Annotated in this window: 26 protein-coding genes and 1 tRNA gene; 5 read left to right on the top strand and 22 right to left on the bottom strand. The window is 60.4% G+C overall.

The features are described from left to right. Positions 1-52 precede the first annotated feature (52 nt). Entirely contained in the window at positions 53-1,582 is a 1,530-nt protein-coding gene (gene hutH, locus B5V00_RS03695; protein ID WP_085009412.1) for a histidine ammonia-lyase, read from the top strand. Positions 1,583-1,621: 39 nt separating this feature from the next. Here hutH and B5V00_RS03690 read toward each other — a convergent pair whose 3' ends face one another. The 9 genes from B5V00_RS03690 to B5V00_RS03655 all read right to left on the bottom strand — a co-directional run bounded on the left by B5V00_RS03690 (position 1,622) and on the right by B5V00_RS03655 (position 10,490). Continuing rightward, positions 1,622-3,235 (bottom strand): glycerol-3-phosphate dehydrogenase/oxidase, encoded by a 1,614-nt coding sequence (locus tag B5V00_RS03690; protein ID WP_139800636.1) that lies wholly within the window; start codon positions 3,233-3,235, stop codon positions 1,622-1,624. A 286-nt stretch (positions 3,236-3,521) separates the two neighbouring features. Next, entirely contained in the window at positions 3,522-5,216 is a 1,695-nt protein-coding gene (locus B5V00_RS03685; RefSeq protein ID WP_085009410.1) for an ABC transporter substrate-binding protein, read from the bottom strand. Positions 5,217-5,322: 106 nt separating this feature from the next. Beyond that, complete coding sequence (locus B5V00_RS17495) at positions 5,323-5,451, bottom strand: hypothetical protein (protein ID WP_281249639.1); 129 nt, start codon at positions 5,449-5,451, stop codon at positions 5,323-5,325. A gap of 5 nt (positions 5,452-5,456) precedes the next feature. After that, on the bottom strand, positions 5,457-5,729 hold the full coding sequence (locus B5V00_RS03680) for a DUF2160 domain-containing protein (RefSeq protein ID WP_085009409.1): 273 nt from the start codon (positions 5,727-5,729) through the stop codon (positions 5,457-5,459). 12 nt (positions 5,730-5,741) lie between these two features. Then, on the bottom strand, positions 5,742-6,545 hold the full coding sequence (locus tag B5V00_RS03675; protein ID WP_139800635.1) for a carbohydrate ABC transporter permease: 804 nt from the start codon (positions 6,543-6,545) through the stop codon (positions 5,742-5,744). 11 nt (positions 6,546-6,556) lie between these two features. Then, positions 6,557-7,429: a carbohydrate ABC transporter permease gene (locus B5V00_RS03670; RefSeq protein WP_085009408.1), complete on the bottom strand. Its 873-nt coding sequence runs from the start codon at positions 7,427-7,429 to the stop codon at positions 6,557-6,559. After that, positions 7,422-8,522: an ABC transporter ATP-binding protein gene (locus tag B5V00_RS03665; protein WP_085009407.1), complete on the bottom strand. Its 1,101-nt coding sequence runs from the start codon at positions 8,520-8,522 to the stop codon at positions 7,422-7,424. Before B5V00_RS03665 ends, B5V00_RS03670 begins: the two co-directional genes overlap by 8 nt. 12 nt (positions 8,523-8,534) lie before the next feature. Next, the gene (locus B5V00_RS03660) at positions 8,535-9,641 is read right to left on the bottom strand and encodes an ABC transporter ATP-binding protein (RefSeq protein WP_085009406.1); all 1,107 of its coding nucleotides are present in this window, start codon (positions 9,639-9,641) and stop codon (positions 8,535-8,537) included. A gap of 84 nt (positions 9,642-9,725) precedes the next feature. Beyond that, positions 9,726-10,490, bottom strand: a complete 765-nt coding sequence (locus tag B5V00_RS03655; RefSeq protein ID WP_085009405.1) for a DeoR family transcriptional regulator — start codon at positions 10,488-10,490, stop codon at positions 9,726-9,728. Between the two features lie 179 nt (positions 10,491-10,669). Here B5V00_RS03655 and glpK point away from each other — a divergent pair, with 179 nt between their 5' ends. The 3 genes from glpK (at position 10,670) to B5V00_RS03640 (ending at position 12,917) form a co-directional block, all read left to right on the top strand. Next, positions 10,670-12,157 (top strand): glycerol kinase GlpK, encoded by a 1,488-nt coding sequence (gene glpK, locus B5V00_RS03650; protein WP_085009404.1) that lies wholly within the window; start codon positions 10,670-10,672, stop codon positions 12,155-12,157. Positions 12,158-12,231: 74 nt separating this feature from the next. Then, positions 12,232-12,307, top strand: a tRNA-Thr gene (locus tag B5V00_RS03645). 148 nt (positions 12,308-12,455) lie between these two features. After that, on the top strand, positions 12,456-12,917 hold the full coding sequence (locus tag B5V00_RS03640; protein WP_085009403.1) for a ferritin-like domain-containing protein: 462 nt from the start codon (positions 12,456-12,458) through the stop codon (positions 12,915-12,917). Positions 12,918-13,067: 150 nt separating this feature from the next. Here the strand turns inward: B5V00_RS03640 and B5V00_RS03635 are convergent, their stop codons facing one another. From B5V00_RS03635 to B5V00_RS03615, 5 genes are all read right to left on the bottom strand, one after another. Continuing rightward, positions 13,068-14,069: a hypothetical protein gene (locus tag B5V00_RS03635; RefSeq protein WP_085009402.1), complete on the bottom strand. Its 1,002-nt coding sequence runs from the start codon at positions 14,067-14,069 to the stop codon at positions 13,068-13,070. After that, complete coding sequence (locus B5V00_RS03630; RefSeq protein ID WP_085009401.1) at positions 14,066-14,743, bottom strand: ABC transporter ATP-binding protein; 678 nt, start codon at positions 14,741-14,743, stop codon at positions 14,066-14,068. Before B5V00_RS03630 ends, B5V00_RS03635 begins: the two co-directional genes overlap by 4 nt. A 201-nt stretch (positions 14,744-14,944) precedes the next feature. Then, on the bottom strand, positions 14,945-16,099 hold the full coding sequence (locus tag B5V00_RS03625; RefSeq protein WP_085009400.1) for an ABC transporter permease: 1,155 nt from the start codon (positions 16,097-16,099) through the stop codon (positions 14,945-14,947). A gap of 3 nt (positions 16,100-16,102) precedes the next feature. Then, positions 16,103-16,432 (bottom strand): hypothetical protein, encoded by a 330-nt coding sequence (locus B5V00_RS03620; protein ID WP_216355449.1) that lies wholly within the window; start codon positions 16,430-16,432, stop codon positions 16,103-16,105. After that, on the bottom strand, positions 16,429-16,893 hold the full coding sequence (locus tag B5V00_RS03615; protein ID WP_085009399.1) for a nitrous oxide reductase accessory protein NosL: 465 nt from the start codon (positions 16,891-16,893) through the stop codon (positions 16,429-16,431). Before B5V00_RS03615 ends, B5V00_RS03620 begins: the two co-directional genes overlap by 4 nt. Before the next feature lie 344 nt (positions 16,894-17,237). Between B5V00_RS03615 and B5V00_RS03610 the strand changes: the two genes are divergently transcribed. Beyond that, the gene (locus B5V00_RS03610) at positions 17,238-17,618 is read left to right on the top strand and encodes a desulfoferrodoxin (protein WP_085009398.1); all 381 of its coding nucleotides are present in this window, start codon (positions 17,238-17,240) and stop codon (positions 17,616-17,618) included. A gap of 177 nt (positions 17,619-17,795) precedes the next feature. Here the strand turns inward: B5V00_RS03610 and bamJ are convergent, their stop codons facing one another. From bamJ to B5V00_RS03570, 8 genes are all read right to left on the bottom strand, one after another. Further along, on the bottom strand, positions 17,796-18,470 hold the full coding sequence (gene bamJ / locus B5V00_RS03605) for a BamJ family beta-barrel-assembly machinery protein (RefSeq protein WP_085009397.1): 675 nt from the start codon (positions 18,468-18,470) through the stop codon (positions 17,796-17,798). A 132-nt stretch (positions 18,471-18,602) separates the two neighbouring features. Next, positions 18,603-19,769, bottom strand: coding sequence for an MFS transporter (locus B5V00_RS03600; protein ID WP_085009396.1), 1,167 nt, complete (start codon positions 19,767-19,769; stop codon positions 18,603-18,605). Then, positions 19,766-21,043: a M48 family metallopeptidase gene (locus B5V00_RS03595; RefSeq protein WP_281249638.1), complete on the bottom strand. Its 1,278-nt coding sequence runs from the start codon at positions 21,041-21,043 to the stop codon at positions 19,766-19,768. The genes B5V00_RS03600 and B5V00_RS03595 overlap by 4 nt, the downstream gene beginning before the upstream one ends. Positions 21,044-21,093: 50 nt before the next feature. Beyond that, positions 21,094-21,870, bottom strand: a complete 777-nt coding sequence (locus tag B5V00_RS03590) for an alpha/beta fold hydrolase (protein WP_085009395.1) — start codon at positions 21,868-21,870, stop codon at positions 21,094-21,096. Positions 21,871-22,115: 245 nt separating this feature from the next. Then, on the bottom strand, positions 22,116-22,964 hold the full coding sequence (locus B5V00_RS03585) for a right-handed parallel beta-helix repeat-containing protein (protein WP_085009394.1): 849 nt from the start codon (positions 22,962-22,964) through the stop codon (positions 22,116-22,118). Between the two features lie 3 nt (positions 22,965-22,967). Then, the gene (locus B5V00_RS03580) at positions 22,968-24,002 is read right to left on the bottom strand and encodes a carboxypeptidase-like regulatory domain-containing protein (RefSeq protein WP_085009393.1); all 1,035 of its coding nucleotides are present in this window, start codon (positions 24,000-24,002) and stop codon (positions 22,968-22,970) included. Continuing rightward, on the bottom strand, positions 23,999-25,375 hold the full coding sequence (locus tag B5V00_RS03575) for a right-handed parallel beta-helix repeat-containing protein (protein WP_085009392.1): 1,377 nt from the start codon (positions 25,373-25,375) through the stop codon (positions 23,999-24,001). Before B5V00_RS03575 ends, B5V00_RS03580 begins: the two co-directional genes overlap by 4 nt. Next, positions 25,350-26,402 (bottom strand): carboxypeptidase-like regulatory domain-containing protein, encoded by a 1,053-nt coding sequence (locus tag B5V00_RS03570; protein ID WP_172399611.1) that lies wholly within the window; start codon positions 26,400-26,402, stop codon positions 25,350-25,352. The genes B5V00_RS03575 and B5V00_RS03570 overlap by 26 nt, the downstream gene beginning before the upstream one ends. Positions 26,403-26,412: the final 10 nt, after the last annotated feature.

Genomic DNA, 26,412 nt, shown 5'->3' with positions numbered 1-26,412 from the left:
TGTTCTTGGTGTCTTGGTGGCCCAATTCTCTACCTGAAAACGGAGTCTCACCATGTTCAAACTGCAACTCACTCCCGGCCAACTCGACCTCGCCACCCTGCGCAAGGTCCAGGCGCAGCCGGTTGAACTCAGTCTCTGTCCTGAAGCCGCGGAGCCAATCGACCGGTCGGCCGCCACCGTTCACGACGTCATCGAGCAGGGCCGGGTGGTCTACGGGGTCAACACCGGCTTCGGCCTGCTGGCCAACACCCGCATCCCCAACGACGAACTGGAAACCCTGCAGCGTTCCATCGTCCTCTCCCATGCCGCCGGCATCGGTACGTTCATGCGCGAAGCGACCGTACGGCTGCTGCTGGTGCTGAAGATCAACAGCCTGGCGCGGGGCTACTCCGGCATCCGCCGCGAGGTGATCGAAGCCCTGATCCGCCTGCTCAACGCCCAGGTTTATCCCTGCATCCCGGAAAAAGGCTCGGTCGGCGCCTCCGGCGATCTGGCGCCGCTGGCGCACATGGCGACGGTGCTGCTCGGCGAGGGGGAGGTACTGCACCACGGCCGGCGGCTGCCGGGTCGCAAGGGGCTGGAGATCGCCGGTCTGAAACCGTTCCGGCTGGCCCCCAAGGAGGGACTGGCGTTGCTCAACGGCACCCAGGCTTCGACCGCGTTCGCCCTGCGCGGACTGTTCGCCGCCGAGGACCTGTTCGCCGCCGCCCTGGTCTGCGGCAGCCTCAGCGTCGAGGCGGCCCTCGGCAGCCGCAAACCCTTCGACGAGCGGATTCACGCCGTCCGCGGTCATCAGAGCTGCATCGACACCGCCGCCGCCTACCGCAGCCTGCTCGACAGCAGCGAGATCGAGGATTCCCACCGCAACTGCGAGGCGGTGCAGGACCCCTACTCGCTGCGCTGCCAGCCGCAGGTGATGGGCGCCTGCCTGGAGCAGATCCGTCATGCCGCGCGGGTACTGGTCACCGAGGCCAATGCCGTTTCCGACAACCCGCTGGTCTTCAGCGCCGACTGCGACATCCTCTCCGGCGGCAACTTCCACGCCGAGTCGGTGGCGATGGCCGCCGACAACCTGGCCCTGGCGATCGCCGAAATCGGCGCCCTGGCCGAGCGGCGTATCGCTCTGCTGATCGACAGCAACCTGAGCAAGCTGCCACCGTTCCTGGTCGAGAAGGGCGGCCTCAACTCCGGGTTCATGATCGCCCAGGTCACCGCCGCGGCCCTGGCGAGCGAGAACAAAACCCTTGCCCACCCGGCCAGCGTCGACAGCCTGCCGACCTCGGCCAACCAGGAGGATCATGTCTCGATGGCGACTTTCGCCGCCCGCCGACTGCGCGACATGGCCGACAACAGCGGCGGAATCCTGGCCGTGGAACTGCTGGCCGCCTGCCAGGGTGTCGATTTCCGCAGACCGCTGAAAACCTCGCGGCCCCTCGAAGAAGCCCGGAGCCGGCTGCGCGCGCGGGTCCCCTTCTACGACCAGGATCGCTACTTCGCGCCGGACATTCAACAGGCCGGGGAACTGGTGCGCAACGGGGCTTACAATGACCTGATCCCGGAGAAACTGCTGCCGAGTCTGTAAGGGGAAGGGAACCCTCCCTTTCCAGGGAAGAGGGATTTACTACAGGCCTTCCCGCAGCCGCTCTTCCACCAGCGCGGCCTCCCGCGAGTGCCGTTCTGCATCCCAGCCGAGTTCCCCCGCCAGCAGTTCCAGCACCCGGGATGCCGCCCGCCGGGCCGCGTCCCGGTCAAGCAGGGCCAGCGGCAGACGTCGGGCCAGCACGTCGACGGCATGCACCGCCATTTCAAAGCGGGCGGCGTAAACAACCTCGGCCTCGATGAAGGGATGGTTCGCGTCCAGCCGCGCCGCCAGCCCCCCGGCTGCCAGTCGGGCCACGTCCGGCGCCCGATCGCCATAGGCATGGTAGAGATGCCCGCTGAGATCCGTGGACAGCCCGAATTCCTCCCGCAGCTCGGCTTCGATCACCTGCCGTTCTCCGCCGGCACCGATCAGCGGCAGCTGTTCGGTGCCGCAGTCCCGCAGCGGATTGAGTCCGAAGACCCTGACGGCATGATCGACGGCATCCTGCGCCATTTTACGGTAGGTGGTCCACTTGCCCCCGGCGATGGTCAGCAAACCGGAAGAACTGACCTCAATAACATGATCGCGCGCAAGCCTGGCGGTATCAGAAGCCTTCGGATCGCGCACCAGCGGCCGCAACCCGCACCAGGCGCTCTTGACATCCCCCAGCGTCACCTGCAGGTTGAAATAGCGGCCGACATGCCGCAACAGGTAGGCGATTTCCTCTTCCAGCGGCCGCGGATGTTCACGGACCTCGGCTGGCTCGTCGGTGGTGCCGATCAACGCGTGCCCCTCCCAGGGCAACACGAACAGCACCCGGCCATCCTCAGTCTTGGGAATCATCAACCCCGTATCAGGGGGGGCAAAGCGTTCATCGAGAACAATGTGAATGCCGGAGCTGGCCTCAAGGATCGGTTCCGCATTCGGGGCATCAAAACGCCGGATGCTGTCCACGAAGGGGCCGGTTGCATTGATAATGCCCCTGGCCCTGAGTGTGAAACGCTCACCGGTCTGTTGCTCTTCCAGGGTGGCGCCAACCAGCCGTCGGCCCTCTTTGAGAAGTTCAACCGCGGCAACATCGTTGACGACCAGAGCTCCCTGCTCACGGGCTGTCATAGCCAGAGTCAGGGCCATACGGGCATCATTGAACTGGCCGTCATAATAGAGGACCCCGGCCTTGAGGCCTTCGGCACGCAACAGCGGGAAACGCCGCAACGCCTCCCGACGGCTGAGCAGGCGACTGCGACCGAGACCCCGCTTCCCGGCCAGGAGATCGTAGAGTTTAAGTCCGGCATAGATATAGGGGATATCGAGCCAGCGATAGAGCGGTGTCACCAGCGGCAGACGACAGGCCAGGTGCGGAGCATTGTTGAGCAGAATCCCCCGCTCATGCAGCCCATCCCGCACCAGATTGTACTGCACCCGGTCAAGATGCTTGACGGCCATTTCCAGGTAGCGCACACCGCCATGCACCAACTTGGTACTGCGACTGCTGGTCCCTTCGGCGAAATCCTGTTTTTCCACCAGCGCCACCTTCAGGCCGCGATTCGCTGCGTCGAGAGCAATGCCGCAGCCGGTGGCGCCGCCACCGATGATCAGTAAATCGAAGGGTTCATCTTGCCGCAATTCGGCAAGGATGTCTGCTCTGGGCATGCTTGTTCTCGGCATAAGTTCTTTTCACCTGATTCAATCCTGAATCCGTGAGTCCCTTGTCAGCGGACAGCACAAGTCATTGATCTGCCTGTGCTTCCCAAAAATCACCAGCGAACCTATGGGTGCGCTTCAGATTCTTGGAAATCTCGTTCAGACCAAGCACTTGCACTCTCAATCCAACTGGGACTTACTGATTCAGGTCAATAGCTGAGCGTCAGACAAAACTCGGGGGCTGGAGCAGCATCCTCCAGCCCCCGTATGATGTGCCAGGTCCATCTGGTCCGGCTCAGCGTACCCGACCGTGGCTCCAGGCTTGAAGCAACTGTTCGTAAGGAACCGTCTCCCCCTTCGGTTTTTCATTTGCCAGCTTCGGCTTGGGCGAACCGGGCTGACTCAGCCAGTAGGAGGCGTCCTTTTTCGGGTTGAGCTTGGGACCGCAGGTCTTCTGGACCTTGGCCCTCTCAAGCCGCTGCATCACCCGGTCCTGCTGTGCAGCCAGACTGTCCATCGCCTGCTGTGGAGTTTTTTCACCCGTAACCGCCTCGGCAACATTCTGCCACCAGAGTTGCGCCAACTTCGGATAATCAGGGACATTGGTACCGGTCGGGGTCCAGGCAACCCGCGCCGGACTGCGATAAAACTCAACCAGGCCGCCAAGTTTCGGCGCCACCTTGGTCATCGCTTCGGACTGCAGATCCGATTCACGAATCGGAGTCAATCCAACCAGGGTTTTCTTCAAGGATACGGTCTTCGAAACAACAAACTGGGCATAGAGCCAGGCCGCCTTGCGCCGTTCCACCGGAGTGCTTTTGAGCAGAGTCCAGGAACCGGCATCCTGGTATCCGAGTTTCATTCCTTCTTCCCAATAGGGGCCATGCGGTGAAGGTGCCATGCGCCACTTGGGAGTACCGTCGGCATTAACCACCGGCAGACCGGGCTTGGTCATGTCAGCGGTAAACGCGGTGTACCAGAAGATCTGCTGAGCAATATTGCCCTGCGCTGGTACCGGTCCGGCTTCAGAGAAGGTCATGCCTGAAGCCTCCGGCGGCGCATACTTTTTCATCCAGTCAACATACTTGGTCAACGAATAAACGGCAGCCGGACCGTTGGTCGCTCCACCGCGCTCGACACTGGAACCGACCGGTCGACAGTTCTCAACCCGAATGCCCCATTCATCCACCGGCTTGCCGTTCGGAATCCCCTTGTCGCCGGCACCGGCCATGGAAAGCCAGGCATCGGTAAAACGCCAGCCGAGGGAAGGATCTTTTTTTCCATAGTCCATGTGACCATAGACCCGTTGACCATCAATGGTCTTGACCTTGTTGCTGAAGAAATCGGCGATATCTTCGTAAGCCGACCAGTTGACAGGTACGCCAAGTTCATAGCCGTAGAGCTGTTTAAATTTCTTCTTCAGGTCGGGCCGCTGGAACCAGTCATAACGGAACCAGTAAAGGTTGGCGAACTGCTGGTCAGGCAACTGGTAGATTTTGCCGTCCGGGCTGGTGGTAAAACTGATGCCGATAAAGTCTTTGACGTCGAGTGTCGGCAAGGTTACCTCCTTGCCCTCGCCGGCCATCCAGTCACTCAAAGGAACCACTTTGCCATAACGAAAATGGGTACCAATGAGGTCAGAGTCGTTGACATAGGCATCATAGATATTGCGTCCCGACTGCATCTGGGTCTGCAATTTTTCAATGACATCCCCTTCCTGGATCAGATCGTGCTTGAGCTTGATGCCGGTAATCTCGGAAAACGCCTTGGCCAGCACCTTCGACTCATACTCATGAGTGGTGATGGTCTCGGAGACAACATTGATCGACTGCCCGCGATAGGGAGCCGCCGCCTTGATGAACCACTCCAGTTCCTTGAGCTGCTCGGCACGAGAAAGGGTCGAAGGATTGAATTCGCTATCAACCCATTTCTCCGCGGCCCGCATATACCCGGAGATGTCTTCTGCCTGAACCGGTCCTGTTGGAAACATTCCCAGAACCAGACCAACAGCCAATACTGCCCGCCACCAGAAATGCCGCGGATGCCTTAAATTCTGTTGCTTTGCCATACCTGTCTCCTCCTGAATGGGTTGCACTTCAGTTGCCGACCGCCTCCGGAATCGAGAAAGCCACCATGCTCCTCTTTTCCCCCGGCAGTGAAAAAGGGTCGTCATCAGCGAGGCCGGCCGATGACGGGTTGAGGCGAAAACGGATAGTCATCTTCATCGAACTCAGCCCCGTTTCATCATCAGAAACATAAAAACCAGGGAGATGGCAAACGCCCACCAGAGGCTCAATTCTGTCAATCCGAGCCAGCCGAGATGAATGTAGGCGCTGCCGAGCAGGCCGATGAACAGCCGATCTCCACGAGTCGTCTTCATTGGCAGCCAGCCGCGTCGTTCGCGGGTGGGTGACACGATCTGCCAGAGCGTCATCGCGACCAGCATCAGCACTATGACGCTGAAAAAGGTTGCGGTCCAGGTTGTCCAGGCCATCCATCCCATAAGAGCCTCCCGCTAAACCCGGCCGAGGGCAAAGCCCTTGGCAACATGATGACGCACAAACCAGATCACCAAGACACCAGGCAAGATAGTCAGCATACCAGCCGCCGCGAGGACTCCCCAGTCCATGCCCGAGGCACTGACGGTGCGAGTCATGACGGCGGCGATGGGCTTGGCATTGACCGATGTCAGGGTTCTGGCCAGCAACAACTCAACCCAGCTGAACATGAAACAGAAAAAAGCTGTCACGCCGACACCGGAACGGATCAACGGCAGAAAGATCGTAAGGAAGAAACGGGGGAAATTGTAGCCGTCAAGGTAGGCTGTTTCATCGATTTCCTTCGGAACCCCGGACATGAAACCTTCGAGAATCCAGACCGCCAGCGGAACATTGAACAGGCAATGCGCCAGGGCCACGGCGATATGGGTATCAAACAGACCGATGCTGGAATAAAGTTGAAAAAAGGGCAGCAGAAAGACTGCCGGCGGCGACATGCGATTGGTCAGCAGCCAGAAAAACATATGCTTGTCGCCAAGAAAACTGTAGCGCGAAAAAGCATAGGCTGCCGGCAGTGCAACCAGCAGTGAAATCACCGTATTGATCGACACATAGCAGATGGAGTTCAGATAGCCGCTGTACCAGGACGCATCGGTGAAGATCACCCGGTAATTTGCCAGAGTCAGATGAGCAGGAAACAGCGTCAGGCCGCCGAGGATCTCTTCATTGGTCTTGAGCGACATGTTCAGCAGCCAGTAGATCGGCAGCAGCAGGAAAACCAGGTAAAGCAACAACAGCAGGTAACGTTTCGGCAGTCGCATGGATAAACTCCTCAGCCTTCCTCTTCGGCGCCCAGGTTGGTCATAATGGTATAAAAGATCCAACTGAAGAGCAGGATAATCAGGAAATAAATCAGTGAAAAGGCCGCAGCCGGTCCCAGATCAAACTGGCCGACCGCCATCTTGGTCAGGAACTGGCTGAGAAAGGTCGTGGCATTACCAGGTCCGCCGCCCGTCAACACAAAGGGTTCGGAATAAATCATAAAACTGTCCATGAAGCGCAACAGCACCGCGATCAGCAGAACACCGCGCAATTTCGGCAACTGGATATAGCGAAAGACCGCCCACCGGGAGGCACCGTCGATGCGGGCCGCCTGGTAGTAGGCATCAGGGATCGCCTGCAGACCGGCATAACAGAGCAGCACCACCAGAGAAGTCCAGTGCCAGACGTCCATCACCAGCACCGTCAACCACGCGGCCAGCGGTGACGCCGAGTAGTTGTACGGGATGCCGAGAGCATTGATCACGGCCCCCCCCAGGCCGACATCCTCACGGCCGAAAATCTGAAAAATTGTTCCGACCACATTCCACGGGATCAGCAACGGCAACGCCAGCAGAACCAGGCAGAGAGAAACCATCCGCCCCTTGTTGGGCATACACAGGGCAATGGAAATGCCCAGCGGGATTTCGATCAACAACACACAGCCGGAGAAGATGAACTGCCGCATCAGGGCACCGTGCAGTCGCGGGTCGTGCAATGCTTCCCGGAACCATTCAGTGCCGACCCAGATCCTGGTATTGGCGTCAAAAATGTCCTGTACCGAATAGTTGACCACCGTCATCAACGGAATGATGGCGCTGAACGCAACCAGCGCAAAAACCGGCAGGACCAGAAACCAGGCCTTGTTATTGGGCGTCTTATTCATCACCATCTCCCGAAACCAGGTGACTGTCGGCGTAAAGCCGTGTCCAGGCTGGAGGGAAGTGGACTCGCAAGGAGCCTCCGGGAAGGGGAACGGCCTCATCCAGCTTGATCTTCAACTGCTGACTCCCCATCGCCACCGTGACAATGCGGTAAGTGCCGAGGTCTTCCACCGTACACAGTTCCACCGGCACCCCGCCAGGGCGTGCCGTGTCAGCGAGCTGCAGGAATTCGGGGCGGATACCAACTTCCAGATTGCCCTGCGCATCGGCAGCAGCCTGCAGCAGCCGTGGCTCAAGGGCGATTTCAAAACCTTCAACCTGAACACCATTCACCCCAAGCCGGCAAGGCATGATATTCATGCCGGGGCTGCCGATAAAATAGCCGACAAAGGTGTGACTCGGCGTTTCGAAAAGTTCCTGCGGACTGCCGATCTGTACCACCTGTCCGGCATGCATGACCACAACCTGATCGGCAAAGGTCAGGGCTTCAAGCTGATCATGAGTTACATAAACCATGGTCAGTTTGAAACGGGCATGAATTTGCTTCAGCTTGCGTCGCAGGGACCACTTCAGATGCGGGTCGATAACCGTCAACGGCTCGTCAAAGAGAATGGCCGCCACATCACTGCGAACCAGACCGCGACCAAGGGAAATCTTCTGTTTTGCATCGGCACTGAGATTGGCGGCCCGCTTGTTCAGCACCTCGCTCAACTCCAGCATCTCAGCAACCTCTTTAACCCTCCGGCGAACCTGAGTGACGGCAACTCCACGATTACGCAACGGAAAAGCGAGGTTGTCGAACACCGTCATGGTGTCGTAGATCACCGGGAACTGGAAGACCTGGGCGATGTTGCGTTGTTCCGGCGGCAGAGCAGTCACCTCCAGGCCGTCGAACAGGACCTGTCCCTCAGAAGGCTTCTGCAGGCCGGAAATGATATTCAGAAGAGTTGTCTTGCCGCATCCGGAAGGTCCAAGCAGAGCGTAGGCCCGGCCGTCCTGCCAGCTGTGGTTCATGCGTCGCAGGGCATAATCGTTTTCCCCGGCGGGATGGGGATGGTAGGAGTGGGCAAGGTTTTTTAATTCGATAAGCGCCATGAGATAACGGCCTCAAAGAGATTCAGGCCGGAGCCTGGCAGGGAAAGAGGATGGAGCCGCAAGCAATTGCCCCTGGGAACTGAAAGCAAAAAGAAGACTGGCGTCGACATAGACCTGCAAGGGTTCACCCAGAGAACAACTGTGCACCCCCGGCTGCTGGGCGACCCAGGCATCACCGTTGTGACGGACATGAATAAAGGTTTCCGAACCACTGATCTCTGTCATATCGGCAATCGCCGGAAAGCTGACATCCCGGTCAGACTGAGGAGTAAGGGCAAGGTGACTGGCTCGCATCCCGAAACGATGATGACCGGCAGCCAGTTCGCTGAGGTGCTCCGGCAACGGCACCGGAGGTGCTGTCCCGAGCCGCAATTCACCGTCACCGATTCTGCCCTCGACAAAGTTCATTGCCGGGTCGCTGAATATTTCCGCGATCCGGGTTGATGCCGGCCGCTGATAGACCTCGACCGTCGGCCCGAACTGCACCAGGCGGCCTTCGTCAAGGACCGCGCAATTACCACCCAGCGTCAAAGCCTCAAGCGGTTCAGTCGTGGCGTAAACAACAATCGACTTACGCCGTTCAAAAATACTGCGCAGTTCCCCGCGTAATTCCTCCCGCAGCTTGTAATCGAGGTTGACCAACGGTTCATCGAGCAACAACAGTTCGGCATCCTTGACCAGAGCCCGCGCCATCGCCGTACGCTGTTGCTGTCCTCCCGAAAGTTCTTCGGGAAAACGATCGAGCAGCGCTTCAATGTGGAGGATTTCTGCAACCTCGCGTACCCGACGATCAATCTCGGCATCCGGCACCCGCGCCAATTTCAGCGGAGAAGCAATATTCCTGTAGACAGAAAGGGAAGGATAATTGATGAACTGCTGGTAAACCATGGCGACATTGCGCTTGCGTACCGGTACCCGGGTGACATCCCGACCATCCATCAGCACTCTCCCCGTACTGGGCTTTTCCAGCCCGGCCATGAGACGCATCAGGGTCGTCTTGCCGGCAAGGGTGCGGCCAAGCAGAACGTTGAATGTTCCGGGTTCCAGAGAGAGCGAGACATCATCAATATGCAGATTCGGTCCAACCGACTTGCTCAGGTTTTCAAGCTGTAGCGACATAAGAAAAAAATATCCGGGCTATTGTGGCATTCAAACGAGGAGCGTTCTTTCGATTATGCTCGTTACTGAACATCCGCATTGCCTTCACGGGGCGGGACCGGCCAGATGCAGTGCCGCATGATTTTCATCCAGAATGGCGGTAATTGCCGACGATGGCATCTGATCGGTATAGAGAGCATCGACCTGAGAAAGATGGCCGAGTCGAACCAGCGCGCTGCGACCGAACTTACTGTGATCTGCAGCCAGCAGCAACTGGCGGGAATTCTCAATAATCGCCTGAGCCACACGAACCTCGCGGTAATCAAAATCCAGCAGGGCACCGTCTTCATCGATACTGGATATCCCGATGATGCCGAAATCAACCTTAAACTGCCGGATAAAGTCGATGGTCGCCTCTCCGGTAATGCCTCGATCGCGTTGCCGCACGACGCCGCCGGCAATAATCACTTCAAAGCTTGGATTGTCACATAAGGCCGCGGCAACATTAAGGTTATTGGTTATCACCCGGAGACCGACATGATCCAGGAGGGCCTTGGCAATCTCTTCAGTCGTGGTCCCGAGATTGATAAACAGAGACGCCCGATCGGGAATATGACTGGCCAACAGCGCTGCGATTCTCCGCTTCTCATCCAGACACAGAACCTTGCGCGCCGAATAATCGACATTTTCCACACTCGATGCCGGGGCGGCGCCACCATGATATCGGGTCAGCAATTGCTGATTGCAAAGTTCGTTGATATCACGCCGAATCGTCTGGGTCGTTACGCAAAAAGCCTGCGCCAGCGCCTCGATCGAGACAAACCCCTGATGCTGGGCCAGCTGCAGAATTTCTTCCTGACGTTTATTCATTTTTCCACCGCAGACGCATGACGAAGCCCGAGGGCAACACCGCAAACAATGTTTGTTTCCAAACAATAATATTCACTTCACCCAAAATATTGCAAGATTTTTTTCACTTGTGAAAACGCGACGTGTTGACTTTTCCGCCAGAATATTGATGATAAGAACATCTTTTCAAGGAGACTCCCATGGACAGGACGGCCATACTCGCCATTGATCAGGGAACCACCAGCAGTCGCGCCATTGTTTTCGACCGCAACGGCCGACCTTCAGCAACCGCCCAGCAGGAGTTCCGTCAGCATTACCCGCAAGACGGCTGGGTCGAGCATGATCCCGAAGAAATCCTGCGCACCACCCTTGCCGTCTGCCGCAAGGCCCTTGACGAAGCCGGCAGCAAAGGTCTGACCGTGCAGGCCATCGGCATCACCAACCAGCGTGAAACCACCCTGCTCTGGGAGCGGGACAGCGGCAAACCCATTTACAATGCCATCGTCTGGCAGGATCGACGCACCGCGGATTATTGCAACAATCTGAAACATCAGGGGCATGAGGAGAGCGTCAGTGCCAGGACCGGGTTGCTGCTCGATCCCTATTTCTCGGCCAGCAAGCTACGCTGGATGCTTGAAAACATCCCCGGCGCCAGACAGCGTGCTGAGGCCGGGAAACTGGCCTTCGGCACCATCGACAGCTTCCTGCTCTGGCACCTGACCGGGGGGAAGGTCCATGCCACTGACATCACCAACGCCTCCCGAACCCTGCTGTTCAACATTCACAGTCAGCAGTGGGATCCACATCTGCTCGACCTGTTCGACATCCCCGCTTCGCTGTTGCCCGACGTGAACGATTGCACTGCCGACTTTGGCGAAACCGACCCGGCCATCTTCGGCTGCCGCCTGCCGATCCTCGGCATCGCCGGCGACCAGCAGGCAGCCGCCATCGGCCAGGCCTGCTTCGCGCCGGGAATGACCAAGAGTACCTACGGCACCGGCTGTTTTGTGCTGATGAACACCGGAAATTCGCCGATCCGATCCGGCAACCGGCTGCTGACCACCATCGCCTGGCGGATCGCCGGCCAAACCAGCTACGCCGTCGAAGGTTCAATCTTCATCGCCGGAGCGGCGGTGCAATGGATTCGTGACAACCTGAAACTGATCACCAACGCCGCCGAAACCGAACAACTGGCGGCCGGGCTCGGCTCCAACCACGGTGTCTACCTGGTCCCGGCCTTTACCGGACTCGGCGCTCCGCACTGGGATCCGCAGGCACGCGGCGCCCTCTTCGGCCTGACCCGCGACACCGGCATCGCCGAAATCGCCCGCGCCACCCTCGAATCGGTCGTTTACCAGACCCGCGACCTGATGACCGCCATGGCCGCCGACGGCGCGGTGCCCCCCACCGCCCTGCGAATCGACGGCGGCATGGTCGCCAACAACTGGTTCTGCCAGTTTCTCGCCGACCTGCTCGACCTGCCGGTTGAAAGACCGGAAGTCACCGAAACCACCGCCCTCGGGGCCGCCTGCCTGGCCGGGCTGCAGGCCGGCAGTTATGCATCCCTCGATGAGATCGCCGCACAGTGGCAGTGTCAGTCAGACTTCAAGCCGCAGATGGCCGCAGGACTGAGACGGGAATTGATCGCCGGCTGGGATGAGGCGATCAGCAAGGTCCGCACGGAATGAGCCATACTCCCGCACTCATCGAACAATTGACAGGACGGACAAATTGAGGTAATTACAGGACCTCGATTGTATCGGCCGCTATAGCTCAGCTGGTAGAGCAGCTCACTCGTAATGAGCAGGTCGTCCGTTCGAATCGGATTAGCGGCTCCAGTTGAAAAGAACGCCCCCGGATGACAGCCTCCGGGGGCGTTCCTGTTTCGGCTCCGACGGTTTCCGTCTGCCCTTTTTAAACTGGAATTGTCTGCTTCAACCATGCTACCATTGTATACAGTATACTATCCAGAAGGAGCTGTCCCACATGCATTTTGATCTGAACGAAGCCCTTAAAGACGCGATCCAGACCGAAAAGGACGCGATGGATTATTATTTTTTTGCCGCCGAAAAGGCGGTCGATGAAAGGGTCCGAAAAACGTTCGAGATCCTCGGCCGGGAGGAGCGTCAGCATGCCCTGACCTTCTACCAGGCCTACCCCGGCAATGATCTTCCCGATTTCGACAGCATGATGGCGGCCGCTCCGGACACCGATTCGGACTGGTGGAAGGCGTTGCAGAAGGCGATGCTCAACGACTTCGACGAGCGTCTCGCCCTGGAACTGGCCATCGAACAGGAGGACGCCCTCGAAAAACAGTTGCGGGCGATGGCGGAAAAAATCGACGACGAAACGATCCGAAACGTCTACCTCGCCAACGCCGGCTCCACCCACCAGCACATGCTGCTGGTCGAGGAGGATTACCGCGCCATGCTCGGGCAGTCGGGCTGAAGCAGGAAAATACAATACAGCAGAAATTGAAAAAGCCGCCCCCATTCGGAGTCGGCTTTTTTGTCATTCCGCCTGAAACAACTGATGCAAAATCCCGGCAACCCAGCGCCGAGCGCCCGACGCCCAACACCCGGCGGCCCAAAGGGCCGCCTAAACCATCCGGAACGGCCCGGTCACCACCGGCCAGCCGCTGAGGATCAGGAACAGCACCAGCAGCAGCAGCGCCGCCAGAGTCCAGAAACGTTCCTTCCTCCGCACCAGCGGTTCCAGTGACGGCACCCGCCGCAGCCATGCGTAAAGCCCCGTGACCAGAGTACAGAACACGCCCCCGAACAGCCCCAGGTAGATCGGATAGCCGATCCAGTCATAGCCGCTCTGCAGGATGTCGAAGGGACAATGGTGACTCGGCAGCTGGTAGATGTAGACCGAAATGAAGGTCACCATCGCCGCCAGGGCAAGACCGAAAAAAACGACCCCGCAGACAGCCGCCAGGTAACGCAGCCAGCCTCCCCGGAATCGCAGTTGTGCGGCGAGCAACATCAGCAGCAGCGCGGCGCCGCCGTAGAACGTCCACATCATCGGCACCAGCGGCAGTTCAGCGAGGCCGCTGGCCACCCCGCTGCCGGCGGCGCTGAAGAGTGACCCGCAGCAGGAGGTGATGATCTGCGGTTCCAGCCCAAGGAAAAACTGCAGCTGCCAGACCAGGTCGAGCAGCGCCGGCGGCCAGAGTGCCAGCAGCAGGGCATATTTGAGACGCGTCAGGGGATAATCGGCGGCCAGCCGGGTGATGCTGTTGAAAACCAGCCACAGACCGGCGGCAAAAAAGAGCAGCAGCTTCAGCTTAAGCAGCGTCCAGCCGACCGGATTGGCATTGAAGGTGCCGGTGGCACACATGGCGCCGACAAACTGCTGGTGAAGATTGTCGGCGGTAAAGACGTAGAGCAGCAGCGCCAGCAGCTGAAAACCGCAGGCATAGCTGACCAGGGTCGACAGCAGGTAGGTCTGCCTCTCCAGCAGCAGTTGCCCGGCATCGCTGGAAGCGGGATTCCAGCGCCGCAGCACCCGGATGGCCAGCGGCACGGCCAGGCTCAGCAGCAACAGGGAAAGGCCGGAGCCGAACAGCAACGCCAGGATACCGGGATGAAGTATCACGCCGCCTCCACCAGCAGCCCGTCGCGCAACTCAAAACGCCGGTCCACCATCGGATGCTCGGCCGCCAGACGATCATGGGTGGCGATGATCACCGTGCGCCCCTCCGCAGCGAGCTGCTGCAGGGCCGTCAGCAGCTCGCCGGAAAGACGGCTGTCGAGATGGGCGGTCGGCTCATCGGCAATAATGATGCGCGGATTGTTGATCAGCGCCCGGGCGATGGCGACCCGCTGCTGTTCCCCGCCGGAGAGGGTCGCGACCCGGCGCCGCGCCTTGTCGGCAAGTCCGAACTGCTCCAGCAGCCGATCCGCCCGGCGGCGCATGGCGGAAAAACCCTCGGCGAGTGGATAGAGGGGCAGCAGCACGTTCTCCCGCACCGACAATGCCCGCACCAGGTTGAACTGCTGGAAGATAAAACCGAACGTTTCCCGCCGCACCTCGGTCAGAAACCGCTCCGGCAGGCGCGAAACCTCGCGCCCCTCGACCAGCACCCGGCCGCTGGTCGGACGCGCCATGCAGCCGATCAGCGACAGTAATGAACTCTTGCCCGACCCGCTCGGCCCCCGCAACACGCTCACCCCTTCCGCCGGGATCCGCAGCGACAGCCCACGCAGCGCCTCGACCCGGTCAGGTCGGCGCGGGTTGTAGATCTTGGTGACGTTTTCCAGTTGGATCATGACAGAACCTTGCAATATTCGATGCCGCCAAGACACCCAAAAGGTCAAAACCTGTTTTTAACGCAGAGGCGGAGAGAGGCAAAGATGGAGAGAAATCTTTTTTCTGAAGTGAACTCTACGACCTCTCCGCCTCTCCTTCTCTCCCGCTCTGCGTTGAAATTGTCCTTGAACGTCTTGGCACCTTAGCGGCCCGATAACGGGTTACCCCCGCAGTACCGTATCGGGATCGGTGATCGCCGCTTTCCAGGAGGGAATCACCGTTGCCACCACGTAGGGCGCCACGGTCAGCAGGATCAGCGCCAGCAGCTGCTGCAGTTCGACCCGCGGCACCAGGTCGAAGGCCGGGAAGAGAACCGACCAGCCCTTGACCACCATCGCCAGCAGCGGGGCGCCGAACCAGAAGACATGCACCCAGGCCGCCAGCAGGCCGAGCAGCACCGCCGTCAGCGACAACGCCAACCCCTCCCAGAACTTCAGCAGCAGCACATCCCCGGTATCCCAGCCGATCGCCTTGAGTACGCCGATTTCATGTTTCTCCTCGGCGCTGATCCCGGTTGCCTTATCCCAGGCAAGGATAGCGAAGGCGCTCAGCGCGGCGATGAAAATGGACAGCAACATGCCGCTGCGCCAGTTGAAAACGGCATCGTAGGTACGCAGAATCTCGCTGCGGGTGATCGGCCGGGCATCCGCTTTCAGGCGCACCACCTTGCGGGCCACGGTGTTGACCTCACGCGGATTGTGGACCTGCACCGCGAGGTCGGTCGCCTCTCCTTCCGGCAGGCGGAAAAACTGCCGCAGGGCTTCATCCTCAAGCACGATCAGGTCGTTGGTCAACAGCCGAGATTCCGCGGCGAAAACCCCCACCACCTCAAGGCTGACACCGAGATTGTCACCGTCGATCAGGATCAGATCATCACCGACCTCGACATCGCGCATCTCGGCCACTCCCTGCCCAACCGCGCACTCATCCGCTCCGGTCGGCAGCCGCCCGGCAAGCAGCGGCATCGGCCCCTGCTTCGAACGCACGCCGATCAGGGTGTAGTTGGCCTTGGTCAGGGCATCGTAGTAGTAGCCCCAGATCCGTGGCTGCACCTTGCCGACCCCGGGGATGGCGGCGATGACGGCGGCGTAATCCTCCGGAATCAGGGCATGTCGTCCGGCCGCCAGGCGCTGCACCACCAGTTCGGGCGCATCCTTCAACAGCAGCTCGGCCTCGGTGCGCAGCGACTGAGTGAGAAACAGCACCGATGCCAGCGCCGCCACGGTCAGGACATAGACCACCAGGATGGCAGAGGTTTTCCCCTTGCGACGCCAGAGAGCGGAGAGGGCATATTCCAGCAACTTCAACTGGCGCACGGGTCAGGGCCTCTTCGCTTTGGCAACCCGCAGCCGCGTCAACGGATGCGAAACCGGCGGCGCCAGCAGGGAACCGGCGGGAAAATGCTCCAGGGCCCCGGGGAAATCCTGGAAGGGGGTGAAAAAATCGGCCTGAGAAGGATGCCGGGTGTAACGCGCCTCGGTCCAGATGGCGAAATCGGTCAACTGCAGACCGGCGACCAGTTGCCGACGGGCAGCCAGCAGCGAACCATCTTCCCGTCCGCGGCGCCGGGTACCGGTCAGCCACAAGACTCCCAGCAGGAAGAAAAGCAACAGGCTGAGGGCGGTAAAAATCTGCCAGCGGTGGATCATTGCGCGGCCACGGGATTCAGTTGGTGACCATCGAATTGCAGGATGCGCTTGCCGCCATGGTCGCGGAGAAAGGTTTCCGCCGCCTTACGCCCCTTGACCGGGACCAGGTCCTCTCCCATCGGGCCGAGCACGTCGCTGCCACCGATGAAGTAGACCGCATCGGCCGGAATCGGCTGGGCTGAATAGTACTCGGTGACCCAGACCTCGCGGACGGACTTGAGGCCAGCCTCATCCAGGGAAAAAAACTGCCGGAACAGGTCCTTCGGACCGTCGAAGTAATCACGACGGCCATCGCTGTAAAGGATGCTCGACTGCCAGGCGGCATAGGGCGCGACGAACATGCCGCAGACCGGGCAGCGAACCTTGGGCCCGGGCACCGGCGGCGGGCCGGCCAGGGCGGGCAGGGCTCCGGTGAAAAAGAACAGCAGCAATCCGGCAGAAAACAGGCAGATTCGGCGCATCGGCACTCCAGGCTACAACCTGAGTCAGTGGGTTCATGCCGGAGGAAGAGTTCAACTGTTTGACTTGAATGCGATTTCCAGATCTGAGACGCACCCGCAGGTTCGCCGATGATGTCTGGAAAGCGCAGACGGGTCAATAACTTGTACAGTTCGCCGATAATGAATTCACTGATTCAGGTACAAGTAATGGAAATAACATTGAAACCTTATATCAGGTCTACGGCCGAAGGCAAGTTCCGGAGCCCCTCGAAGCGTCCCCCGGCCAACTTGAAGAACCGTCAGGCTGTGGTAAGCTTTCCTCTGTTTTCACCCCTGAATCCGCCCCTTTACCTAGGAGAAAATTGATGGCCAAACAGCTCGAAGTCTACAAATGCGAACTCTGCGGCAACATCGTCGAAGTCCTTCACAGCGGGGCCGCGCCGCTGGTCTGCTGCAACCAGAAGATGACCCTGATGACGGAGAATACCGTTGACGCGGCACGGGAAAAGCATGTCCCGGTGATCGAGGTCGGCACCGACAGCATCACCGTCAAGATCGGCAGTGTCGCCCACCCGATGCAGGACGATCACTACATCGAGTGGATCGAACTGCTGGCCGACGGCAAAGCCTACCGCCAATTTCTCAACCCCGGTGACGCTCCCGAGGCAACCTTCTTGATCACTGCCACGACCGTGACCGCCCGCGAGTACTGCAACCTCCACGGACACTGGTCTGCTGAGGGGTAGGCGGCTGAAAAAGGTCACATCTGCCATTGCCCCTGGCCTCGTCGCTGCAGCATAGCTGCCGCTACGACTCGCTCCTCGACCTGCGAACGCCTGGCATCTGGCAACCGTGAGGCAAAAAAAACGGGCAACACCCTAACAGGAGTTGCCCGTTTTTTTTGTTTTATCCGGCAACGGAACTCAATTGACTTCCAGCAGTTCAACTTCGAACACCAGCACCGAGTTCGGTCCGATCTGCGGGCCGGCACCCCGGTCGCCGTAGGCCAGTTCCGGCGGGATCACGAACTGGTACTTGCTGCCGACCTTCATCAGCTGCAGCCCCTCGACCCAGCCCTTGATCACCCGGCCGACCTGGAAGGTGGCCGGCTGACCGCGCTTGTAGCTGCTGTCAAACTCGGTGCCGTCGATCAGCGTTCCCTTGTAGTTGACCTTGACATTGCTCTCCGCGGTCGGGGTCGCTCCGCTGCCTTCCTTGAGAACCTTGTACTGCAGGCCGCTGGCGGTCACCTTGACCCCTTCCTTTTTCTTGTTGGCCTCCAAAAAGGCCTTGCCCTCGGCAAGGTTCTTGTCTCCGATCTTCTTCTGCAGCACCGACTGCAGTTCCATAATCGTCCGCTGCACTTCCTCGGGGGTCATCAGGGTCTTGTCGCCGGCGAGCACATCCTTGAGCCCCTGGGCAAGCAGCTCGGGATTGACGGCAAAATCCTTGTTTTTGAAGTCCTTGCCGATATTCATCCCGATGCCGTAGCTGACCCGATCTTCGAGAGAGGTCGGTTTCTTCGTTTCAGCTGCCGCCTGCAGTACCCCGACACAGCAGAAGCCGGCCAGGGCCAGCAGTGTGACAATGCGTTTCATTGATCTTCCTTTCGATTGGGTCTGAATCCGCAAGCTCGTCGCCGGCCGGCGGCACAGATTCACGGATTCGGACGGGAAATAAGATAAAAAACTTTTCAAGTTGTACCCTCAGAAGGGGCGGCTGTCAACTTTTCAGAACCGCTCCTGATCCTCGACCAGCACCGGCAACCCCTTGTTCTGCGCACCGAGACAGGAGAAAACCAGCCCCAGCCCGAGCGCGGCAACGGCGGCAAGCCCGTAGACCACCCCCTCCCAGCCGAAACGGCTGTAAATCGGACCGGGCAGTGACGAACCGACCACGCCACCGCCGTAATAGAAGGCGATGTAGAGCCCGTTGACCACCCCCTTGTGACTGCCGGCCGAACGGTTGAGCCATCCGGAAGCAGTGGCGTGTATCAGAAACATCGAGCCGCAGAAAAGGAACATGTCGGCGAACAGGCCGACGACACTGCTGCCGAGCAGGCCGCCGATAGCCACCAGGTAGCCACTGAAGCCGATCAGCATGGCAAAAATCGCCCCGCCGCAGCGATTGATAATCCGCACCGCGGCAAGCGCCGTGACCACCCCCATCAGGTAGCCGGAATACATCAGCCCGATCCGCAGTTCGCTCGCCTCACTGCTGATTTCCGTCAGCCGGAAGGGAAGATAGTTCATCACCGCGGCAAACACCAGGAACAGGCAGAAGACGGCGAGATAGGTACGCAGAAACCAGCCCTGACGCAGCACCTGCCAGAGCAGGCGCGGGTGGGGTTTTGCCAGCTGAACCTCACTGACATCCTGCAGCCGCCCGAGCAGCCAGGCGCAAAGCAACAGACTGATGCCGAGGACGATGAAACTGCTGCGCCAGCCGAACAGGGTCGCCAATCCCCCGGAACAGAGGCGACCGAGGAAACCGCCGAGAATCGTCGCGGCGATATAGACGGCCATGGAACGCTGCACGGTACCCGCCGTCGATCGCTGGGAGACATAGGTCATCAGGGCGGTGAGTATCGCCGGCACCAGCAGCCCCTGCAGCAGGCGCAGGCCGAGCAGCAGCGGAAAAACATTGGCAGCGGCGAAAAAAAACTCCGACAGTCCCAGCAGCAACAGACTGCAGCGCAGCATCCGCCGCGCGGAGACCGACTGCAGCAGGTAACCGTACAGCAACGGCGCGACACTCAACGGGATAAAGGCGATCGTGGTCAGCAGGGCGACGGCGTCACGACTGACGCCGAATTCACGCGCCAGCACCGGCAGCAACGGCTGGGGAGCATAGAGCGCCGACAGGGTCAGCAGAGTGGTGAGGATGATCAGTTTCATGGCCCTTCGTCCGCCTCCACTAGGGCGGCAACACGCTCCACCACCGGGGGATGGGAGAAATAGATCGCCGCGTAGAGGGGATGGGGATGCAGGTTGCTGAGATTCTCACGTGCCATCCGCCGCAACGCGGCGGCCAGCTCCCCTGGTTGTCCGGTTGCCTGCACGGCGTAGCGATCGGCCTGCCGCTCATGACGCCGTGACAGCCAGCTGGCAACAGGCGTCCAGCAGAACCCGAGCAGGCCGCCGAGCAGGGACAGCACCACCAGCCGCCCGCAGAAGCTCAGATCGGCGGCGCCGACCAGCCGCGGCAGCCAGTCCTGCTGCAGCAGCCACCAGGCGGACAGGCAGGCAGCCAGGCTGACCAGCTGACCGGCAACCAGGCGACGACGCAGGTGCCCGTGTTTCCAGTGCCCCAGTTCGTGGGCCAGGACGGCCAGCACCTGCCCATCCTCCAGCTGCTCCAGCAGGGTGTCGAACAGCACGATCCGCTTGACCCGGCCGATACCGGTAAAATAGGCGTTGGAATGGCCGCTGCGACGCGAGGCGTCAACCTGCTGCACGCGCGAGACCTTGATCCCCGCCCCCTCCGCCAGCTCCCGCACACGGTTTTCGAGCCCGGGACGCCGCAGCGGAGAAAATTTGAAAAAGAGCGGTTCGATCAGGCAGGGGGAGATATAGAGCAGCAACAGGCTGAGCAGCGCCATGAAGCCCCAGACCGGCAGCCACCACCCGTGCGGGCTCCAGAGAACCAGGGCCAGCGCCCCCGACACCAGCGCTGCGAAGAGGAGGGCCGAGACCAGGGAACCCTTCAGCAGGTCCTGCAGCCAGAGCCGCCAGCCGGTCCGGTTGAAACCGAAACGCGCTTCGATGACGAAGGTCCGCCAGGCGCTGAACGGAAGGCCGAGCAGCGCCTGGGCAAGTCCCAGCAGACCGAAAAAAAGCAGCCCCTGGAGCACCAGATGACTGCTCTTCGCCTGCACCCAGGCATCATAATGGGGCAGCAGCAGAAAGGCGAACAACAGCCCCAGGACCTGGCTGAACAACGATTCGAGCAACCCCAGCCGACTGCCGGCGAGGGTGTAGCGGTTCGCCTTTCGCAGCCGGTCCCGGTCGATATCCGCTTCCCAGCCATCGGGGATATCATCACCGTGACGGGCGAGAAATCTCAGATTGAGGGCACGCAGCAGCAGTTTGCCAGCATAGACCGCCAGCAGCAGAAAAAGAAAAGTAGCCGACATGGCCGCGAGAATACAGCAGGAATCGGAGGCAGGCAAGCGCAAGCCTGGAAAAGGAAGCTGCCGGCTGACAGCCGGCAGCTCACAACTTATTCCTCCAACGCCAACTCCGCAAGGAAATCCCGCAGCACGGCGCTGAACATCTGCGGTTGTTCAAGGTTTGCCAGGTGACCGGCTCCGGGAATGGTTTCAAATCGGGCGGCGGGCAATTGCTCGGCGAGCAACTGCGAATGGCCGAGGGCGATGGCGACATCCTGCTCGGCCCCTACCACCAGCGCCGGCAGGTCGAAATGGCGCAACTGTTCGAGATAATCACGTCGGTCACGCATCGCCAGCAGTCCGCCGGCGACCCCGCGCGACGGGGTCGCGAGCATCCATGAACGCACCTGCATAACCAGCTCGGGCCGCTGCTGCGCGATCCCCGGAGCGAACAGAATCGCTTCGAAAGCCTCGGCAATCGGCGTCAGGTTGCCGGCGGCGGCCTCGGCCGCCAGAGCGGTCCGCTTCGCCTTCCCCGCCTCGTCATCGGCCGCGGCACGGGTCATCAGGAACATTGCCGCTGACAACCGCCGCGGGTAACGGTCCAGCAGGTTGCAGAGGACATAGCCACCCATCGACATCCCGCCGACAACCGCCTGATCGAGTTCCAGCTTATCGAGCATTTCGACCAGGGCATCGGCGTAGCCATCCATGCTTGCCTCACCCGACAGCGGCGACTGGCCGAATCCCGGCAGGTCCGGAGTGATCACCCGGTAACCGGCAGCGACCAGTTCATCGACCTGCGGACGCCACATCTTCCGGCAGAGGGGAAATCCATGAACAAGCACCACCGCCGGGCCACGACCGATATCGTCAAAACTGAGCATGACAGACCTCCTTTGCGTTCATCTGAATCGGTGAGTTCCTGTTGGGCGAAGAGTGCAAGTGCCTGGCCTGAATAAGGTTTTCAAAAATCTGAAGCGCACCCATAGGTTCGCTGGTGATTTTTGGGAAGCTCAGGCAGATCAATGACGTGTGCTGTCCGCCGACAAGGGGCTCACTGATTCAGGATTCATGGAGGATACCATCTGGACGAACAATCGCCAATGGTGCGAGCCGGGAAACTCCCAGCTTACGGCGTCCCCGGCACCGGCGCGAGCAGGAATTGCGGGGCCTCGGCACGACCGAGAGTACCGTCGAAGCGATGGTCGAAAAACTGCCGCTGGATGGTGCGGGGATCGGTGGTCCCCCACCAGTTGCGCGGAAAGGCAACATTCCGGCGCTGCTGCAGGCCGAACTTGACCTGGTACTCGCGGTTGTTGACGATGTTGTTCTGTTCAACCAGAACCCGACCGCTCGAACGGGTGACGACAAACAGGCCGACGTCATTGTCACGGATGGTGTTGTGGTGGACGCGGCCGGTGCTGCGACGCTCCTCGTAACGCAATCCGTTGCGATTATGGTGAATCAGGTTGCGGGCCAGCTCCAGGTTGACGGTCGAGAAACGAACCCCGTCGATATTGTACCGAAACTCGGAATCGGTCAGTTGCGCCTTGCTGAAATGAATCTGGATGCCGCTGTAGGCGTACTCTGAGATCAGGTGAGAGATTTCCGCGGGACGGGCGAAATCAAGATAAAGATATTTCCAGTCGGCCGGGGCCGGTTCCTGTTCGGCACTGCTGAACAGAATCGGCTGCTCGCTGCGGCCGCGCGCCACCAGCCGACCTTCGACCAGCAACTCGGCATCACCGATACCGTCACCGTCGCGGTCAACCTTCGCGAACAGCACCCGGGTGCCGGGCAGGATGGTCAGCAAGCCGGTTTTCTTGACCGTCACCACGCCGCTGATCCGCACCTCGCCGCTCCAGGTCTCCGCCCCGGCAATGACATGGTCGCCGAACGTCAGAACGGGCGGTTGCGGCCTGGCGCAGGCCCCCGGCAGCAGCAACAACAGGATCAGCAATCTCCGGCACAGACGCATCAGCTACTCCAGGCGGATCGGTTCGACGACGATCCGCAGCTTGTCGACCCTCTCTCCGGTCGCGACCGTCAGGCCGTGGTCGGCGGTCTCCTGGTAGAGACCGAAGCGTTCCCCAGGCGCCGGGGAGTCGCCGTAGAATTCCCGGGCGCCGAGATAGTAGGTACCGCCGGTCGGCAGAAAAACCTGGAACCGGCCGTCGGCGCCGGTCGGACTCGACAACGCGGCCGGTCGCTGGTGACCGATGACCCGGTTGGTATAGGCAAAGACATGCACCCCCGCCGCCGGCTGCCCGGCGGCATCGACCACCCGGCCGCTGATCCGGGTGGCTCCGGCGGGCAGCAAAGTTTCACTGGCCGCGGCGCTGTGCTGCTTCTCCACCGTCGCCAGTTCTATCTTCAGCACCTTTCCGGCCCGCAGCACTACCGGGTTGCCCGGGTAAAACCCGATCCGATCTCCGGTCAGCACCGGCCCCACCTGCTGGCCGTTCTGACGCTGCCGGGCAAGAACGAAGTAACTGCTTTCCGGCAGATTGTCAAAAAAGAAGCTGCCGTCCGCCCCGGTCGGCGGCGACATCCGGTACCCCTGCCCTTTCAGGCCCTCGGCGGTATCGAGGTAGAGGTAGACGAACGCTCCGGCCAGCGGCTTGCCGGCAAAGAGAACCCGGCCTTCCAGGGCGGCGCTGTACTCGTCATCATAATCACTGACCACGGCGGCACTCACGGGTACCGCCTGCAGTCCCAGCCAGAGGTCATCCTTGCCGACAATGACCGGATTGCGGCCGCTGAAGGCGAACAGCCGATGGTCCCGATCGGCGGCGAAAAAAGCGTAGCGTCCTTCCGGCAGATCGAAATGGTAGAGCCCTTCGGCGTCGCTGCGGGTACTCGCCAGCGGTTCACTGCCCGGCAGCAGGTCCCGGTAGGCCCCGACCCGCAGACCGGCCAGCGGTCGGTCGTCGGCCACCACCCGGCCGGAAACCCGACCGGCAACGGCCGCCTGCGGCAGCAGCGCGAGAATCAGCACCAGCAGCAGAGCCTTCATCTTTGCGGTCCCGCGGCGGCGACCGGGGCATCGAGGACCGGCTGGAACACCACCCGATCGAGCTGATAAGCCTCCGGTCCAAAGCCCTCGTAGACCACGGTCGGCTGATCATGGCGATCCCAGAAAAGATCGTCATTGGTCTTCTCGTCGGCGGCAGCCAGGCGCTGGTTGTCCCCGCCCCACCAGTTCTTCGACACGTCGATCCGGTCCTCGAAGTCGGTCGGCGCCTGGGCCAGCATGCTGTTCTTGCTGCCCCGCTCGCGTGATTTCTGCATCACCAGAGCCTTTGATCCGGACCGTTTTTCCCAGTCAGCGCTCTGGTAGATACCGAGCTTGACCGCCTGGCGGTTACCGAGAAAATTGTTCTCCCGCACCAGCGGATAGGAAGAGTAGTCGCAGAACAGGGCCAGATCATTGTCGGCAATGATGTTGTTGCGGATACGCGGATTCGATTTGCGATAGTTGTAGATGGCGGTTTCATTCTTCTCGAAACGGTTGTTCTCGACGAAGGGCGAGCCGTACTGGTCGTTGCGGATGGCGATGCCGTTGCCGACAAAAACATTGCCGCGCACCCGTGGATAGGCGAAGGCGTAGTTGATCAGCGCGGTGCGGTTGTTCTCGAAACGGTTGTTGAGAATCTGCGGGGTGTCCTTGGTCTGGTTGCAGAACATGGCGATCTCGTTGTCGCGGAACAGGTTGTCGACCACCTTGTCCGGGTAGGGCTGCTGCAGACCGACCCCCTGCTGATTGCCGATAAAACGATTGTTGCTGATCATTCCCCGGCTGTTGTGAGAAGCGAGGATCGCCATCTGCTTGAATCCCCGAAACAGGTTGTCGCGGATGGTCGGACTGGAGCGCATCTCGTTGTCGATGGCGATCTTGCCGCCGATGAAGCGGTTGCCGGCAATCAGCGGATCCGACTCGCGCAGCAGCCGGACACCGAACCGGCAGTTGGAAAACTCACTGTCGGTGACTTCGAAGTGGCTGCCGTAACTGCTCAGGGCCGCCTCACTGTCGGCAAAACGGGCCTGGCGAATGATGCTTTTGCCGTTCGACTCCATGAATTCAATCCCCTGCCAGCCCGGCGGCGTCTGGAACACCACCGGTTCACTTTCGCTCCCCTGGACCAGCAGGGTGCCGCGAACCGTGAGCTTGGCGGCGGGGCTCGCCGCCGTCACCCGACAACCGGCGGCGATGGTCAGGGTGGTTTCGAGCGGCACCTCGACCGGTCCGGTCAGGCGCACCTCACCCTGCCAGAGGCTGTGCCCGAGCAACCGCCCGGAATAATCGGCGCCGCAATATCCGTTGCCCGCCGACAATACGATCAGCAACAAGGCGGGTAGCAGGCTAACGCGCAGAAATCGGTTGAACATGGATTTCGACCTCCCGCACCGGGTTCGCTTCGGTCAACTCGACCCGGTGCTCGCTGTTCCGGGAATACTTCCCGTACAGTTCACCTTCAGCGGCCGGCCCGCCGAAGGATTGCCGCGCCAGCAGGTAGTATCGGCCGGACGGCGGCAGACGCAACGCGAAACGGCCCTCGGCATCGGTGGCGGCGGAGAAGAAATCGGGTGTCCCGGTCATTTTCGGATGGCGATAGGCGAAAACGTAGAGCCCGGCAACCGGGGCACCGTCGGCACCGAAAACCCGCCCGCGGACCCCCTGGAAGGGCAGTTCATCCTCACCCTGTTCCAGGTTGGACAAGCGGGTGATGGTCTCCAGGTGAATCGAACGGATGGTGCCTTTCTCCAGGTGCACCGGATTGCCGTAATAGAAGTTGAAATAATCGCCGATCGCCACCGGCCCGTAACGCCCGCCGGCAAGGCGTTTGCGTGCCAGCAGGTAATAGTCTCCGGGCGGCAGCCGCAGGCGGAATTTTCCCTTCTCGACGGGAACGATATTGTACGCCGGTCCCTTGAAGCCGCTTTTGGTATCACGGTAGACGTAGAGGTAGACCTTTTCCAGCAGTTCCCCCTGGTAGCTGATCTCCCCCTGCAGGCCGCTGCGCCGTGCCTTGCGGGGCGCCGGCTCAGCGGGCACCCGGATCAGGTTGAAGCCGACATTGGTGTAATGTCCGGCCTGCACCTGAATCGGTGAACCGCTGTAGTAGCAGAAATAATCGCCCGGCTTCGGTTCGCCGCTGAAGCTGCGCGCCACCAGCACATAGCTTCCGGGAGGCAGTTCCAGTTGATAGGTACCGTCGAGGGCGGTCGGTTCGGAAACCGCCAGCACCTTGCCGCGGGGGATATCGGCAATCTGGCGATAGGCTGAAATCCGCAATCCCGGAACCAGCTCACCACGCCAGGCGGCGCGTCCCTTGACACCGCTGCCGGCCCAGGCCGGCAGGGCGACGAACAACAGCATCAGCAGAAAAAAATATCTCGCGGGAAATTGTCGCATCCGCTCTCCT

The organism is Geothermobacter hydrogeniphilus, assembly GCF_002093115.1.
GTDB classification, from domain to species: Bacteria; Desulfobacterota; Desulfuromonadia; order Desulfuromonadales; family Geothermobacteraceae; genus Geothermobacter_A; species Geothermobacter_A hydrogeniphilus.
Note: the sequence above shows the minus strand (reverse complement) of the source record. Positions and strands in the feature narration are given on the sequence as shown.

Excerpts from the sequence above, each read along its gene's own strand:
- hutH (WP_085009412.1), top strand. The coding sequence starts at position 53 with ATGTTCAAACTGCAACTCACTCCCGGCCAACTCGACCTCGCCACCCTG.
- B5V00_RS03690 (WP_139800636.1), bottom strand. The coding sequence starts at position 3,235 with ATGCCCAGAGCAGACATCCTTGCCGAATTGCGGCAAGATGAACCCTTC.
- B5V00_RS03685 (WP_085009410.1), bottom strand. The coding sequence starts at position 5,216 with ATGTTTCCAACAGGACCGGTTCAGGCAGAAGACATCTCCGGGTATATG.
- B5V00_RS17495 (WP_281249639.1), bottom strand. The coding sequence starts at position 5,451 with ATGAAGATGACTATCCGTTTTCGCCTCAACCCGTCATCGGCCGGCCTC.
- B5V00_RS03680 (WP_085009409.1), bottom strand. The coding sequence starts at position 5,729 with ATGGGATGGATGGCCTGGACAACCTGGACCGCAACCTTTTTCAGCGTC.
- B5V00_RS03675 (WP_139800635.1), bottom strand. The coding sequence starts at position 6,545 with ATGCGACTGCCGAAACGTTACCTGCTGTTGTTGCTTTACCTGGTTTTC.
- B5V00_RS03670 (WP_085009408.1), bottom strand. The coding sequence starts at position 7,429 with ATGAATAAGACGCCCAATAACAAGGCCTGGTTTCTGGTCCTGCCGGTT.
- B5V00_RS03665 (WP_085009407.1), bottom strand. The coding sequence starts at position 8,522 with ATGGCGCTTATCGAATTAAAAAACCTTGCCCACTCCTACCATCCCCAT.
- B5V00_RS03660 (WP_085009406.1), bottom strand. The coding sequence starts at position 9,641 with ATGTCGCTACAGCTTGAAAACCTGAGCAAGTCGGTTGGACCGAATCTG.
- B5V00_RS03655 (WP_085009405.1), bottom strand. The coding sequence starts at position 10,490 with ATGAATAAACGTCAGGAAGAAATTCTGCAGCTGGCCCAGCATCAGGGG.
- glpK (WP_085009404.1), top strand. The coding sequence starts at position 10,670 with ATGGACAGGACGGCCATACTCGCCATTGATCAGGGAACCACCAGCAGT.
- B5V00_RS03640 (WP_085009403.1), top strand. The coding sequence starts at position 12,456 with ATGCATTTTGATCTGAACGAAGCCCTTAAAGACGCGATCCAGACCGAA.
- B5V00_RS03630 (WP_085009401.1), bottom strand. The coding sequence starts at position 14,743 with ATGATCCAACTGGAAAACGTCACCAAGATCTACAACCCGCGCCGACCT.
- B5V00_RS03620 (WP_216355449.1), bottom strand. The coding sequence starts at position 16,432 with ATGATCCACCGCTGGCAGATTTTTACCGCCCTCAGCCTGTTGCTTTTC.
- B5V00_RS03615 (WP_085009399.1), bottom strand. The coding sequence starts at position 16,893 with ATGCGCCGAATCTGCCTGTTTTCTGCCGGATTGCTGCTGTTCTTTTTC.
- B5V00_RS03610 (WP_085009398.1), top strand. The coding sequence starts at position 17,238 with ATGGCCAAACAGCTCGAAGTCTACAAATGCGAACTCTGCGGCAACATC.
- bamJ (WP_085009397.1), bottom strand. The coding sequence starts at position 18,470 with ATGAAACGCATTGTCACACTGCTGGCCCTGGCCGGCTTCTGCTGTGTC.
- B5V00_RS03600 (WP_085009396.1), bottom strand. The coding sequence starts at position 19,769 with ATGAAACTGATCATCCTCACCACTCTGCTGACCCTGTCGGCGCTCTAT.
- B5V00_RS03590 (WP_085009395.1), bottom strand. The coding sequence starts at position 21,870 with ATGCTCAGTTTTGACGATATCGGTCGTGGCCCGGCGGTGGTGCTTGTT.
- B5V00_RS03585 (WP_085009394.1), bottom strand. The coding sequence starts at position 22,964 with ATGCGTCTGTGCCGGAGATTGCTGATCCTGTTGTTGCTGCTGCCGGGG.
- B5V00_RS03580 (WP_085009393.1), bottom strand. The coding sequence starts at position 24,002 with ATGAAGGCTCTGCTGCTGGTGCTGATTCTCGCGCTGCTGCCGCAGGCG.
- B5V00_RS03575 (WP_085009392.1), bottom strand. The coding sequence starts at position 25,375 with ATGTTCAACCGATTTCTGCGCGTTAGCCTGCTACCCGCCTTGTTGCTG.
- B5V00_RS03570 (WP_172399611.1), bottom strand. The coding sequence starts at position 26,402 with ATGCGACAATTTCCCGCGAGATATTTTTTTCTGCTGATGCTGTTGTTC.